At 58.3% G+C, this 14,603-nt stretch carries 15 protein-coding genes; all 15 read left to right on the top strand.

Features of this window, described 5'->3' with window-relative positions; all coding sequences use genetic code 11:
* Positions 1–11: 11 nt before the first annotated feature.
* The 15 genes from ACR0E6_RS10135 (at position 12) to ACR0E6_RS10065 (ending at position 14,444) form a co-directional block, all read left to right on the top strand.
* Positions 12–1,058, top strand: coding sequence for an ABC transporter ATP-binding protein (locus ACR0E6_RS10135; protein ID WP_170521510.1), 1,047 nt, complete (start codon positions 12–14; stop codon positions 1,056–1,058).
* Between the two features lie 95 nt (positions 1,059–1,153).
* Positions 1,154–2,407: an ABC transporter substrate-binding protein gene (locus tag ACR0E6_RS10130; protein WP_480582822.1), complete on the top strand. Its 1,254-nt coding sequence runs from the start codon at positions 1,154–1,156 to the stop codon at positions 2,405–2,407.
* A 67-nt stretch (positions 2,408–2,474) separates the two neighbouring features.
* Positions 2,475–3,506: a carbohydrate ABC transporter permease gene (locus ACR0E6_RS10125; protein WP_480582818.1), complete on the top strand. Its 1,032-nt coding sequence runs from the start codon at positions 2,475–2,477 to the stop codon at positions 3,504–3,506.
* 9 nt (positions 3,507–3,515) lie between these two features.
* Complete coding sequence (locus tag ACR0E6_RS10120) at positions 3,516–4,397, top strand: carbohydrate ABC transporter permease (protein ID WP_170452930.1); 882 nt, start codon at positions 3,516–3,518, stop codon at positions 4,395–4,397.
* Positions 4,398–4,532: 135 nt separating this feature from the next.
* A complete protein-coding gene (locus ACR0E6_RS10115; protein ID WP_170521521.1) occupies positions 4,533–5,063 on the top strand; it encodes an ester cyclase in 531 nt (176 codons plus the stop codon).
* A gap of 11 nt (positions 5,064–5,074) precedes the next feature.
* Positions 5,075–6,406, top strand: coding sequence for a histidinol dehydrogenase (hisD, locus tag ACR0E6_RS10110; protein WP_480582815.1), 1,332 nt, complete (start codon positions 5,075–5,077; stop codon positions 6,404–6,406).
* Positions 6,403–7,455 (top strand): ester cyclase, encoded by a 1,053-nt coding sequence (locus tag ACR0E6_RS10105; RefSeq protein ID WP_480582812.1) that lies wholly within the window; start codon positions 6,403–6,405, stop codon positions 7,453–7,455. Before hisD ends, ACR0E6_RS10105 begins: the two co-directional genes overlap by 4 nt.
* 1 nt (position 7,456) lies before the next feature.
* Entirely contained in the window at positions 7,457–8,224 is a 768-nt protein-coding gene (locus ACR0E6_RS10100; protein ID WP_170521527.1) for an SDR family oxidoreductase, read from the top strand.
* Entirely contained in the window at positions 8,224–9,243 is a 1,020-nt protein-coding gene (locus ACR0E6_RS10095; protein ID WP_480582809.1) for a LacI family DNA-binding transcriptional regulator, read from the top strand. Before ACR0E6_RS10100 ends, ACR0E6_RS10095 begins: the two co-directional genes overlap by 1 nt.
* Positions 9,240–10,214, top strand: a complete 975-nt coding sequence (locus ACR0E6_RS10090; RefSeq protein ID WP_170452913.1) for a nuclear transport factor 2 family protein — start codon at positions 9,240–9,242, stop codon at positions 10,212–10,214. Before ACR0E6_RS10095 ends, ACR0E6_RS10090 begins: the two co-directional genes overlap by 4 nt.
* Before the next feature lie 150 nt (positions 10,215–10,364).
* Positions 10,365–11,324, top strand: a complete 960-nt coding sequence (locus tag ACR0E6_RS10085; protein ID WP_170452910.1) for a cupin domain-containing protein — start codon at positions 10,365–10,367, stop codon at positions 11,322–11,324.
* The gene (locus ACR0E6_RS10080; RefSeq protein ID WP_480582804.1) at positions 11,321–11,923 is read left to right on the top strand and encodes a class I SAM-dependent methyltransferase; all 603 of its coding nucleotides are present in this window, start codon (positions 11,321–11,323) and stop codon (positions 11,921–11,923) included. The genes ACR0E6_RS10085 and ACR0E6_RS10080 overlap by 4 nt, the downstream gene beginning before the upstream one ends.
* A gap of 12 nt (positions 11,924–11,935) precedes the next feature.
* Entirely contained in the window at positions 11,936–13,060 is a 1,125-nt protein-coding gene (locus ACR0E6_RS10075; protein ID WP_480582801.1) for a cobalamin-independent methionine synthase II family protein, read from the top strand.
* Entirely contained in the window at positions 13,057–13,752 is a 696-nt protein-coding gene (locus ACR0E6_RS10070; protein ID WP_480582798.1) for an alpha/beta fold hydrolase, read from the top strand. Before ACR0E6_RS10075 ends, ACR0E6_RS10070 begins: the two co-directional genes overlap by 4 nt.
* Positions 13,749–14,444 (top strand): RraA family protein, encoded by a 696-nt coding sequence (locus tag ACR0E6_RS10065; RefSeq protein WP_480582795.1) that lies wholly within the window; start codon positions 13,749–13,751, stop codon positions 14,442–14,444. Before ACR0E6_RS10070 ends, ACR0E6_RS10065 begins: the two co-directional genes overlap by 4 nt.
* Positions 14,445–14,603 lie beyond the last annotated feature (159 nt).

Below are 14,603 nucleotides of genomic sequence, written 5' to 3'. Positions count from 1 at the left end.
GGGAGGGGCTGATGGCCGAGATTCAATTGCGGAATGTTGGCAAGCGATGGGGTTCGTTTGTCGGCGTCGACAATTTCGATCTGACCATAGCTGACAAGGAATTCCTTGTATTGTTGGGGCCCTCGGGCTGCGGCAAGACGACGACCATGCGCATGATTGCGGGTTTGGAAGATGCCAGCGAAGGCGACATTCTGGTCGATGGGGTGCGCGTCAACGATATGGAGCCCAAGGACCGCGACGTGGCGATGGTGTTCCAGTCCTATGCGCTCTACCCGAATATGAACGTCTACGAAAACATCCGATTTCCGCTGAAAGTGCGCGGCATTGACCCGTCGACCCATGACGACAAGGTGCGCCGCGCGTCGGCTATGGTCGAACTTGATGATTTTCTGCATCGCAAACCGGCGGAACTGTCCGGTGGTCAGCGTCAGCGCGTCGCCCTGGCGCGCGCAATTGTGCGCGAGCCGAATGTCTTCCTGATGGACGAGCCGCTTTCGAACCTAGACGCCAAGCTGCGGGTTTCCACGCGCGCTCAGATCAAGAACCTGAGCCACGAGCTTGCGGTGACAACCATCTACGTAACGCATGACCAGATCGAGGCGATGACGCTTGCTGATCGTGTGGTCGTTATGAAGAAGGGCGTCGTGCAGCAAGTAGGCAGCCCGACCGAGATTTACGACACGCCTGCCAACACATTTGTCGCCAGCTTCATCGGCAACCCGGCGATGAACCTGATGGAAGGCGAGGTTCGCGACGGAGTTTTTGTCACGAAGAACGTGGAGATTCCCGGTGTGCAAGCGCCCGAGGGCCCGCTGACACTGGGGTTCCGCGCAGAAGATGCCACGCTTGCGGAAAACGGGCAGGGGCAAATCAACGCTCCGATCTATACCCAAGAGTTGCTGGGCGACGCGACGATGATCTCGGTTCGCGTTGGTGGCGCGCTGGTTTCCGTGAAGGCCGACAAGAATTTCCGGGCTGAAATTGACGACATGGTGTCGATCTCGGTGCCGGTCGAGATTTGCCATCTGTTTGACGGCCAAACCGGCGAACGGATCTGAAAGTAGCCCCGTAAATCACCGGGGATCAGCCTCGGGACCAGAACTTTGTGCGTGACAGGGGCGCGCACGACACTTCAGAGAAACAGGGAGATGAGATGTTTCTGAAAAAGCTAGCTACCGTAACCACTTTCGTCGGATTGATGGGTTCGGCTGCATATGCGGCGAACTGCGGTCCCGAAGGTCAATCCATCCGAATTCTGGCCAGTGATTTTCCGGCCATCCATGCCGTTGCAGGCACAGCCGAGGAAAACTGTGCAGGTGGGGCGTCCGAGTTTTCGACCAACCACACAACCGAAGCGCGCCAGATCATGAACGCGGCCCTGACGCCGAACCCGTCTGAATACACCTCGGTCATTCTGGCCAACGCGACGCTGACCCAGCTGATGAATGACGGTCTGGTGCGTCCGCTGAATGATCTGGTTGAAAAGTATGGCGAAAACATCTCGCCCAACCTTCTGATCACCATCGATGGCAATGTCATGGCTGTGGCCTTTATGGCCAACTCGCAGCACCTGTTCTCGCGTACGGACATTCTTGAGCAGGCAGGCTTTGACGGTATTCCGGCAACTTACGAAGAAGTCCTTGAAGCCGCCGAGATGATCCGCGCCGCCGGCATCATGGAACATCCGATCGTGATGAACCTAAGCGCCGGGGACGGTGGTTGGAACCTCGCTGAGGTGTTCAACATGATCTACCTTGGGCATGGCGGAGAGTTCTTTGAGCCGGGCACAGCCGAGCCAGCGATCAACAATGAAAAGGGTCTGGCCACGCTTGAAGTTATGAAGGCTCTGGCTGGATACGCGCACCCGGATCACCTGACTCACGCCTCGAACGAGACGCAAGGCCTGTGGGAAGCTGGTCAGGCAGCCCTGGGCGTCATGTGGGGTTCGCGCGGCTCGCCAATTCTGGATGATGAAGGGTCCTCGGAAGAGGTAACCTCGAACACTGTTCTGTCTTCGGCTCCAACTGTTGGCGGGGGATCGACCCCGGCTTCGACATTGTGGTGGGATGGTTTCTCGATTGCCTCCAACGTGTCGGATGAAGAAGCAGAGGCTACCTTTGCGGCACTTGCCAGCGCGCTGACACCCGAGATGGTCGCGGCAAACAATGACGATGCCGTTTGGTTGCTGGAAGGATATGAACCAGGGGCGGCCGCTGCTGGCGTTGCTGCTACAGCGCAGGGCGGCGCAAAACCCTACCCGATGATCCCTCAGATCGGCATTCTGCACGCCGCTCTCGGCAAGGAGCTGTCTGACTTCATGAAGGGTAGCGAGTCTGCGGAGCAAGCGCTTTCCGATGTCGAGGCAACCTACAGAACGTCGGCCAAAGAGGCTGGCTTCCTCCAGTAAATCTCCCCGACTTGAGGGGGCTGTCACGGCCCCCTCTCTTTCTCGAATTTAGATCGGGACGCATGTTATGAAACACCGCACCTTCTTCTGGTTTGTTCTGCCGACACTGTCAGCGATGATCTTGTTCATCGCGCTGCCGATCGTGTCGGTGTTTATCCAGTCGCTTTTTGTCGAACACGAGCAGGTTCTGATCGTCTCGGAAAGTTGCGGTCCGTTTGGATGTAACCCGACGACAACAGTTGATACGGAAGCGACCGAGAAGCTGCGGGAAGAACAACCGCTGGGTCGTTTCAACGGTCTGGGCACGTATTTCGACCGGTCACATCTGGCACTCGCCGACATTGGGGAGGCCTGGTCAACTTCAGAAAGCCTGGGTGAGTTCTGGTCGAAGGTTTACAACCTGCCATTTTACAACGCTCTGACCTTTACGCTGGCCTATACCTTCATTGTGACGCCTCTGGTCTTGGTCCTGGGTCTGGCGATTGCGGTTGGGGTGAACAACCTGCCACGCGCGTTGAAGGGCCTTGCGATCTTCATTTCCCTTTTGCCATTCCTCGTAACCCCACTGGTAGGTTCCTTGATCCTGTTCTGGATGGTCGACGGTGACGGGGTGATCGGAGCAACAATTCAACGGCTTTTCAATGATCCAACCCTCAGCCTGAAGGCATCCACGCCGCTGATGTGGATCATGTTGATGGTGTATGGTGTCTGGCACACCCTGCCGTTCAGCTTCATCACCTTCTATGCCGGGCTTCAGACGGTGCCCGAAGACACGATGGAAGCGGCGCAGATCGACGGTGCCAGCAAATGGCAGAGCATGATCCATGTGGTTGTGCCGCATCTGATGCCGCTGGTTTCGTTTGTGACCCTGATGATGATCATGGACAATCTGCGTGTCTTTGAACCCATCGTCAGCTTCAAGGCCGAGGCCCATGCGCGCTCGCTCAGCTGGATTATCTTCAACGACCTGCGCGAAAGCGGCAATCCGCTTTACGCCTCGGCTGGCGCGACCTCGCTGATCACCATCATCATCGTGGTCATTCTGATGATGCCGGTGCTGGTGCGCACATGGCGCGACTTCACCCGTAAATCTCACTGAGGACACGACATGGCGACCAAAGCACAATCCCGCATGACCCCGCTAAAGCTGTTCTCATACACCTTTGTGGCGTTCTGGCTGATCATCGCAGCGTTCCCTTTCTTCTGGACCTTCTGGGGCAGCTTCAAGGTTCAGGCTGACTTCCTGTCGAAAGCCGACTGGATGAACGCGCTGCGCGGCACAAACACTATCGAGCAAACCGGAAGCGCCTTTACCGGTGCAGGTTATTACGGCGCGTGGATCGAGGAAGATTTCTGGTTCAACTTCAAGAACACCGGCATCGTTGTCTTCTTCACCGTGGTCATCTCGCTGACCTTCGGAACATTGGGCGGCTACGCATTGGCCCGGTCCGGTTTCCGCTATGCGTTCTGGATCCTGATGGCGGCGCTGGTATTCCGCGCCATGCCGCATATCACGCTGGTTTCAGGCTATCTGCTGTGGTTCTTCGAATGGAACGTCTGGGGCATTCTGCCAACGACCATCATTGTGCTTGTGGCAATCAATCAGCCCTTTACCCTGTGGATGCTGCATTCATTCTTCAAGAACATCCCGAAAGACATGGACGAAAGTGCCATGGTCGATGGCTGCACCCGGTTTCAGGCTTTCCGGCATGTGATCGTTCCGGTCATGTGGCCCGGCGTGATCACCACCGGTCTGTTCAGTTTCCTGCTGGCCTACAACGACTTTACCGTGGCCGTGATGCTCTTGAGTGAAGAGAATGAGACCATCATTCCCGCCATCAACAGCTTCATGGGCACCACTCAGGTTGAAGGCAAGGTCATGTATGCCGTCGCGGCCGTTGTCTCGGCGACTGCCCCGCTGTTCGTCCTGATCCTGTTCTTCCAGCGCCAGATCGTCAGCGGACTGACCGCCGGTGCGGTGAAAGGCTGATGAGCGCGTCTGCACGACATAAGGCCATTGGGCGCCATCCGGCGCTCAACCGGATGCCGAGGGATTTTCTGTCAGAGCATTAACACTCTCTGAAAAAACGGAAATTCCTTACGCACCAACAAAAGGACGAGACACATGAAGGGCTCCCGCCCCGAACAGGCCGTGCTGACCAAAGACACGGATATGAGCAAAACCGAAGAAACGCGCGCTGTTATCGAAGGGATGGTCGATGGGCTGAACGATCATCGCATCGACGACATTGGCGAGTTCTTCTCGCAGGGCTTCCGCTGGATGGGCAATCAGGGATGTGGCACCAAAACCGGCCTGCAACAGTTTCAGGACAACTGGCAACGCCCGTTTCAGGCGGCGTTTTCGGACAAGACCTGCATTGATGAGGCCCGCCTTTACATGGGCGAATGGGCCGCCGCATTCGGTCGCCAGGAAGCCACCCATTCAGGCGAATTTCTGGGGATCGCCCCAACCGGCAAGCGGGTCGAAATCCGCTACATGGACTTCTGGAAAGTTGTCGACGGCAAGATCGTCGACAATTGGGTGAATGTCGATTTCGCTCATGTCGCCGCACAGCTGGGCGTGGACGTCTTCAACGGCGAAGGCTGGGAAGCATTTGACCGGGGCGAGAAAACGCCGCCCCGGCCCGCAAACTGAGGATCAGGATAATGGCAATCGAATATCTGAAACGCGGCAAACCCGAGGCCGACAGGGCCGAAGATGATGCCAAGACCCGCGCTGTCGTCGAGGCGACCCTGAAAGACATCGAAGCGCGTGGGGATACGGCTGTGCGCGAATTGTCGGAGAAATTCGACAACTACTCACCCGAAAGCTATCGCCTGAGCCAGCAACAGATCGATGATCTGATCGCATCGCTGTCTGAACGGGAACTGGAGGATATCAAGTTCGCGCAAGCGCAGGTGATGAATTTCGCCCAGTCTCAGCGCGATTCAATGCTGGACATCGAAGTGGAGACTTTGCCCGGAGTGATCCTGGGGCATAAGAACATCCCGGTTCAGTCTGTGGGCTGCTACGTTCCTGGCGGCAAGTTCCCGATGGTGGCGTCGGCGCATATGTCTGTCGCGACCGCCAAGGTTGCCGGTGTCCCGCGCATCATCGCCTGCACCCCGCCGTTTCAGGGCAAGCCCAATGCCGCTGTCATCGCGGCGATGCATCTGGGCGGCGCGCATGAGATCTACGTGATGGGCGGCATTCAGGCTGTGGGTGCCATGGCCGTCGGAACGGAAACGATCGAGCCCGTGCACATGCTGGTCGGTCCCGGCAACGCATTTGTTGCGGAAGCCAAGCGGCAACTCTTTGGCCGTGTCGGCATCGACCTGTTCGCAGGCCCGACCGAGACCATGGTGATCGCAGATGAAACTGCCGCAGATGCCGAGCTTTGTGCCACCGATCTGCTGGGTCAGGCCGAGCATGGGTATAACAGCCCCTGTGTTCTGCTCACCAACTCGCGCAAACTGGCCGAGGACACCTTGGCCGAGATCGACCGTATTCTGGGCATTTTGCCAACTTCGGACACGGCCCGCGTCAGTTGGGATGAATATGGTGAGGTGATTGTCTGCGACACGTATGAAGAGATGTTGAAAGTGGCCGATGACATCGCGTCCGAGCATGTGCAGGTCATGACCGACCGCGACGATTGGTTCCTTGAGAACATGACCTGCTATGGCGCGCTGTTCCTGGGGCCGCGAACGAATGTGGCCAATGGTGACAAGGTGATCGGCACCAACCACACGCTGCCCACCAAGAAAGCCGGGCGTTATACTGGTGGTCTTTGGGTCGGTAAATTCTTGAAAACGCACAGTTATCAAAAGGTTCTGACGGATGAAGCCGCAACGATGATCGGCGAGTTCGGGTCGCGCCTGTGTATGCTCGAAGGTTTCGTTGGCCATGCTGAGCAGTGCAATATCCGGGTGCGTCGCTATGGGGGCATCAATGTTCCCTATGGCGAAGGTGCGCCTTATCGAGAGGCGGCGGAATGAGCGATATCCATTCGGCGAACAAGGCACTGATCGCGCCGCTTCGGGCCGCGATGTATGACTTTGACGACGTCCGTGTTCAGGCGGCGCTGAAGGGCGTGATCGCCGCCGACGCCGTCATCCATATGCCGCATCCCTTCGGTGATCTGACCGGTCCGCAGGAACTCTATGACACCTGCTATGCGCCCCTGCTGAAAGCCATGCCCGACCTTGAACGACGGGACTGGATCGTGATGGGCGGCAAAACCGAACATGGCGATGACTGGATCGGGTGCGGCGGTCATTACTACGGCACCTTTGTCGCCCCGTGGCTGGACATTCCGCCAACCGGGCACCTGACCCATATGCGGTATCACGAATTCTATCGCGTCGTGGATGGGCAAGTGGTCGAGATTCAGACGCTCTGGGATATCCCTGAAGTGATGATGCAGGCCAAAGCCTGGCCCATGGCGCCGTCCTTGGGTCTGGAGTTCTGTATTCCAGGCCCTGCCACCTTAGACGGAATTGTGCCGGGCCCGTGGGATGAGGCCAAATCTCAGGCGTCCTGCGCCCATATCGTTGAAATGCTGGAACACCTCAAGAAACACCCAAGCCAGGGTGGCCCTGAGGTGATGGAGATGCCAAAATTCTGGCATCCTCGCATGAACTGGTATGGCCCCGCAGGGATCGGCACCGGGCGCGGCATTGCAGGGTTCCGCAATTGGCATCAGATCCCATTCCTGAACGGGATGCCGGATCGCGGCAAATACGTGGACGACATCACCTATCATTTCTTCGGGGATGCTGAATACGCCGCCGTGACCGGCTGGCCGAACATGATCCAGACGGTGACCCATGACGGTTGGATGGGCATTGCGCCATCTGGCAAGCGGATCACCATGCGCAGCCTTGATTTCTGGCGCTTGGAGAATGGTCTGATCCGTGAAAACTGGGTTTTGGTCGACGTGCTGGACGCCTACCGGCAACTGGGCGTAGATGTCTTTGCCCGGCTGCGTGAATTCAACAAGGTACGCGTACAGGGCGAGATTCCATTCCCGGTCGGCGAGGTTTGATATGCCCCAATTCCCCAGCACCCCCAGTTTCAGTTTAAGCGGCAAGCGCGCTTTGGTTGCGGGGGCATCCTCTGGCATCGGCATGGCCTGTGCCGTGGCGCTGGCGGAACACGGGGCAGAGGTGACATTAGCAGCGCGCCGGACCGGCGCGCTGCAAGACATAGCCGCTGAAATGCAGGCGCGTGGCTGGCAGGCCAATGTGCTGGAGTTGGATGTGTCGGATATCGAGGCGACGGCGCAGGCAGTGGCACAAAGCGGCCCGTTTGATGTTCTTTTGAACTCAGCCGGGTTGGCGCGTCACAGCAAGGCTGTGGACACGCGCCCCGAGGATTTTGATGCCGTCATGGATGTGAATGTCCGGGGTGCGTATTTTCTGACTCAGGCCGTGGCAAGGGGGTTGTTGGAGGCCGGGCGGTCAGGATCGCTGATCAATATCTCCAGCCAGATGGGCCATGTCGGCGGGCGCGAGCGTGCGGTCTATTGCGCCTCGAAGTTTGCTGTCGAAGGCTTCACCAAAGCCATGGCTCTGGAATTCGGCCCGGAGAAAATTCGTGTCAACACAATCTGCCCGACCTTCATTTTGACCGATCTGACGCGCCCAACCTTTGAAGACCCTGACAAACGCGCCTGGATTCTGGACAAGATCAAGCTGGGCCGACCGGGTGAGATCGAAGACATCATGGGCGCGGTTGTCTATCTGGCCTCTGACGCCTCGGCGCTGGTCACGGGCACCTCCATGCTGGTGGACGGAGGTTGGACGGCGGACTGATGGCAATACAGAAGGTCACATCGATGGACGTTGCGCGGTTGGCCGGAGTAAGCCAATCGGCGGTCAGTCGTGTTTTCACCCCCGGCGCATCGGCTTCCAAAAAGACCATTCAAAAGGTCCGCAAAGCGGCAGAGGAGTTGGGCTATCGTCCAAATGTTCTGGCCCGGGCTGTGGTGTCGGGCAGAAGCCGGATCATTGGCCTTGTGGTCGCCTATCTGAACAATCAGTTCTACCCCGAGGCGCTGGAAAAACTGACCAACGCGTTGCAGGAACGCGGCTATCACGTCTTGATCTTCATGGCCTCGAACTCAGCTCAGAATATCGACAAGGTTGTCGAAGAAATTCTTGATTTTCAGGTGGATGGGATCATTGCGGCGTCGGTTGCATTGTCATCGGACCTTTCCGATCGGTGCCGCGCTGCCGGTGTGCCGATGGTACTGTTTAACCGGGCGCAGGATGACCCGGCCATGTCATCGGTCACCTCGGACAACACGGCGGGCGGGCGCAAGGCGGCCGAGTTCCTGCTGGCCGCCGGACATAAGAAGATCGGATACATCGCCGGGTGGGAGGGCGCGTCGACGCAGCGGGATCGCGAAGCTGGTTTTACGGCCGCGCTGAACGAAGCAGGCGTTGCGCTGCATGCCCGCGAGGTCGGCAATTTCGGAACCGAAAAGGCGCAGGAAGCGGCCCGCAGGATGTTCGCCTCGGATCCGCCCGAGGCCGTCTTTGTTGCAAACGACCATATGGCCATCGCCGTTATGGACACGCTCAGGTTCGAAATTGGCCTGAAGATCCCACAGGATGTGTCGGTTGTGGGCTATGACGACGTTACCGTAGCAGCCTGGCCCAGCTACGACCTGACCACCGTCCGACAACCGGCAAACCGCATGGTGTCTGAAACCGTGGACATCTTGCTAAGCAAAATCAATGACCCGCGCATGGGTCCCCGACGTTTAGAGATTGATGGGCCGCTGATCGTTCGCGGATCGGCCCGCGTACCTGAAGGATGGAAAACATGAAGGGGTTTGATCCCAAATTCAAAGACTTTCCCGATTACATCATCGGGATCACCAAAGAGATTTGGGAAGATCGCGGAATTGCCACGCTGCATGATTACTATGCGCCGGACATTGTCGTGCGTTCGCCCGGATCGGTGGTTGTCGGCAATCAGGGGGTAATAGCGGCCACGATGGCGACGCTGGCCGAGTTTCCGGATCGGACGCTGTTGGGCGAAGACGTGATCTGGTCCGGTACGCCGGAAGAGGGGATGCTGTCCTCACACCGTCTTTTGTCGACTGCAACCCATCTTGGGGACGGGGTGTACGGCAAGGCCACCGGGAAAAAGCTGGTCTACCGTATTCTGGCCGACTGCCACGCCATCAATAACCAGATCAATGATGAGTGGCTGATCCGGGACCAGGGTGCAATCGTGCAGCAGATGGGCTGGGAGTCGAAAGACTATGCCCGTGATCTGATCGCACGCGAAGGCGGACCAGAGGCTTGCGTGCGGCCTTACACCCCATCGAATGATCAGCCTGGCCCGTATGAAGGCAGCGGCAATGACAATGAATGGGGTCAGAAATACGCCGATATCCTGACCCGGATCATGAGCGCGGATATGAGCGCTATTGAGGCCGAATATGACCGGGCCGTGCAGTCGGAATACCCCGGCGGCACCACCGGGCATAGTTGGGGACCGGTTGATCGTTTCTGGATGGGCCTGCGCGCCTCGTTCCCGAATGCCGAGTTCCAAATCCAGCACCATATCGGTCGGGACGACCCGATGATGCCGCCGCGTGCCGCGCTTCGTTGGACGTTGCACGGCAAACACGATGGGTGGGGTGTCTTCGGTGTACCAACCGGAGCCGAGGTTTTTGTGCTTGGCATCAGCCATGCCGAATTCGGTCCGTGGGGCCTGCGCCGCGAATACACGCTGTTCGATGAAACATCTGTCTGGAAACAGATCCTGTTGAAGACCGGTGATCTTTAAGATGGCCTGTCTTATGTCAAATCTGGATGCCGGGCAGGCGATGCGGCGGTTCCACGCCCATCGGGCCAGCCTGCGCGCCCGGCGGCTGAACAACCGTCCTCCGGGCTTTGGGGTTGAGATCGTTGTACCCCAAACACAAGGAAAATTGACATGAGCACCATTCAACAACGCATCGTCCGCTACGGCGAACTGAAACCCTGCAAAACCGCGTTTATCGACGCCCACACACCGGGCAGCGATCAGAAAGAGAACTTTACCATCATCGGCGGTGGGGTGTCCGAATCTCCGGATCAGCATGTGCACATCACCGACAAGATCGGGTTCAATATCGGCGCTGCCGGGCAACCTCCGAAATGCCGCAACTCTTTGCACAGCCACACCACGGCCGAGGTGTTCTTTGTCGCCAAAGGCCGCTGGCGGTTCTTCTGGGGCCGCTATGGCACGGCTGGTGAGTTCATTGCCGAAGAAGGTGACATCTTCAACATCCCCACCGGTATCTTTCGTGGCTTTGAAAATGTCGGTCAGGACTACGGCATGATCATGTCGATCCTCGGCGGCGATGATGCGGGCGGCGGCGTCACATGGGCACCGCAGGTGATCGAAGACGCGCAGGCGCATGGTCTGATGCTGGGCGACAACGGCGTTCTTTATGATTCCAAGAAAGGGCAGGAGCTGCCGCACAATGTGCGCCCGATGCCTTTGCTGACCGAAGACCAACTGAAGACGTATCCCGAGGTTCCGGTTGAGGATGTGGTTGGCAAATACGTGGCCCGGTACTGGGATCTGATGGCATTGTCGTCCAATAAGCCAGCCGTGGTTATTGGCGAGGATGGCTTGATCAAGGACAGACCGGGTTTTGAGGTCGATTTCCTTGGGCGGGGCTCTTGCGTAGCAGACGCGACCGAAACTGAGAAACCCGTGGTGTTAATGCCAGCCAGCGGCCATTGGCGTGTCACTGTCGACGGCTACGAAACCACTTTGTCCGTTGGAGACACCGCTTTGGTTCTGCCCGGTGAATCCTATCGCGTTGTTCCATCGATGACCGGGCAGGCGGGCCTGTACCGGATCACCGCAACCGATGACCCGGCAGGAGCGACCTGGACAGGATGAAAGCAGATCCCAATGACACACACGACGTTTACGAGCGGCAGGCGAGCGAATACGACAAGCGCCGCTCGAAGGCTTTGTTCGAGGCGCGCTGGCTGGCGCGCTTTACGGCCAGCCTGAAGCCCGGCGATCATGTGTTGGATTTGGGCTGCGGCACCGGCGACCCTATAGCGCGCTGGTTCATGGCCGAAGGTTTCGCCGTCACCGGCGTCGATTTTTCCGAGGCGATGCTGGCCTTGGCGCGGGACCGCTGGCCCGATGGCGATTGGCGCAAAGCCGACATGCGGGATTTCGAGCTGGACCAGCAGTTTGACGGCATCATCGCGTGGAACAGTTTTTTTCATCTGACAGCAGATGAGCAGAAGGGTTGCATCGCGCGTATGGCGCGCCATTTGCGGCCCGGTGGAATGCTGATGCTGACCGTCGGTCCAAGTGCGGGTGAGGTCAGCGGCACGGTAGGAGCCGAGCGCGTATATCACGCCTCGCTGTCCCCGGCAGGCTATGCCGTGTGTCTGGAAGAAAACAGGCTGCACCTGACCGGATTTCTGGCCGAAGACCCCGAAACCCAAAGCCACACAGTCCTGATGGCACGAAAACTGTAAGGAGAGGCCCCAATGACCGTAAAAACCACCCATGTCGGGTCTCTGCCCCGCACGCAGGAGGTCGTGGATTTCATCTTCGCCCGTGAAAACAATGAACCCTACGACGCGGGGGCCTTTGACGCCTGTATGGCGGATGCCGTGTCCGAGACGGTGCGCAAACAGGTTGAAGCCGGGGTCGATATTGTCAGCGATGGGGAGACCTCGAAAATCTCCTACGCAACTTATGTCAAAGACCGCTACACCGGCTTTTCGGGTGACAGCCCGCGCAATGCGCCTGCGGATCTGAAGATGTTTCCGGGTTTCTTGCAACGCTTGGCAGATGATGGTGGCACGCCGCAATATGCGCGGCCCATGTGCACGGATGAGGTTCGCTCAAAAGGGCAGGGTGAGCTGGAGAAGGACATCGCCAACCTCAAAGCCGCCATGACGCAGCACGGGGCCGAACGGGGTTTTATGAATGCGGCCTCGCCCGGTGTCATTTCGCTGTTCCTGCAGAATGATTTCTATCCCACGCGCGAGGCGTATCTGGCCGCGTTGGCCGATGCCATGAAGGAAGAATACGAAACCATCGTGGCGGCAGGTCTGGACCTTCAGCTGGATTGCCCGGATCTGGCACTGTCCCGGCATATGCTGTTCACCGATCTGTCTGATGACGAGTTCGTCATGATCGCCAACATGCATGTCGAGGCCCTGAACCACGCGCTGCAGAACGTGCCTGCCGAGAAAGTTCGCGTGCATATCTGCTGGGGCAATTACGAAGGCCCGCATTGCTGCGATATTGCGATGGACAAGGTGTTCAGCACCCTGATGGCGACCAAGTCGCGTTATGTCCTGTTCGAAACGTCAAACCCCCGCCACGCGCATGAGTGGACGGTGTTTCGGGATCGCAAAGCCGAAATTCCAGATGACAAGATTCTTGTGCCGGGGGTGGTCGACACTACCACCAATTTCGTTGAACATCCCGAACTTGTGGCTCAGCGGATTGAACGGTTCACCGGAATCGTAGGTGCCGATCGCGTTATCGCGGGCAGCGATTGCGGCTTTGGCACATTTGCGGGCTTTGGCGCGGTTGATCCTCAGATCGCTTATGCCAAGCTGGCGGCGTTGTCAGACGGGGCCAAGTTGACCGCATCATGACTCCGTTGATCCTGTTGCCCGGCATGATGTGCGATGCGCGCCTTTTCGGCCCGCAGATTCAGGCGCTGTCGGGCCGAATGCCCGTAATGACCTTTCCACTTGGCCAGCATGACAGCGTCCAAGTTCTGGCGGCAGACATTCTGAGAAACGCGCCGCCTGTTTTTGCGCTTTTGGGCCTTTCGATGGGTGGGATCGTCGCGATGGAGGTGGTGCGTCAGGCCCCTGAGCGCGTGTCGCGCCTTGCGCTGCTCGATACCAACCCGCTTGCTGAAACCCCCGAGGTAAAGGCCCGCCGCGCCCCCCAGATGGTTGCGGTGCGCGAGGGGCGCTTGTGGCACGTTATGCGGGACGAAATGAAGCCCAACTATCTGGCAGACGGACCAAGGCAGGGGGCCGTTCTTGACCTGTGCATGGCGATGGCGACCGATCTGGGGCCGGACGTATTCCTGCGTCAATCGCAGGCGCTGATGGATCGCCCTGATCAATGCGATACCCTGTCTGCCTATGCAGGCAAAACTCTGGTCCTGTGCGGTCAGGATGACGGGCTTTGCCCCGTCGAACGCCATGAATTGATGCACCGCCTTCTGGCCAACAGCACGCTCGAAATCATTTCCGGCGCAGGGCATCTGCCCACCCTCGAAAAACCCGATGAAACCACAGCCGCAATCTCGCGCTGGTTGGAGGACCTATGAAACCGTCCCTTTTGTCTTTGCTTCGCAAGGTTGATACCCCCACGGTCTGCAATGCCATCGAAGTGGCACAAGGCCAGCGCGGTTTCGACCGTTTCACGCGCGGCACCATGCACTGCTCGGCCCCTGAAGAACCGCCCATGGTGGGGTATGCACGGACTGCCAAAATCGCCGCCGTCAATCCGCCCGCCGAACCGCCCGAAATCATCAGGGCGCGGCGCATGGCCTATTACAGATACATGGCAGAAGCACCGTCACCGTCCGTCGCGGTGATCGAGGATCTGGATTTCCCCGATTGCATCGGTGCCTATTGGGGTGAAATCAACACGACGGTCCACAAAGGTTTCGGCCTGTCGGGTGCGCTGACCAACGGGGTGATGCGTGACCTTGGGGATTTGCCGCAAGGCTTCCCGGTGGTTGCCGGGTCGGTCGGCCCAAGCCACGGCTTTGTCCATGTGCGCGAGCTCGACGCTCCGGTCTCGGTTTTTGGCCTGACGGTCAATCCCGGCGATCTGATCCATGCTGACCGTCACGGCGCGCTGGTGGTGCCCGAAGACGTCGTGGGCCAACTAGAGGCCGCGATCCAAAAGCTGCTGACGACCGAGCGCATTGTCCTGGACGCGGCCAGCCAGCCTGGATTTGATTTTGAAGCTTTTGAAACCGCGTGGTCTGAATTCGAATCCGCCCGAACCTGACAGCTGATTGCTGATAGGAACCGTCAGTTGCTGACCTCGGCCATGAGTGACCGGCAATCGCCAAGGCCGCGTGACCCCAAAATAACTGCGCTATGAAGCCCTGCATTTCGAAGACCGTTGGGCAAAGTGGAATTTCCAACCGTTCTTCCTTAACCTGCA

The sequence above is a fragment of the Ruegeria sp. AP12 genome, from assembly GCF_056540025.1.
Note: the sequence above shows the minus strand (reverse complement) of the source record. Positions and strands in the feature narration are given on the sequence as shown.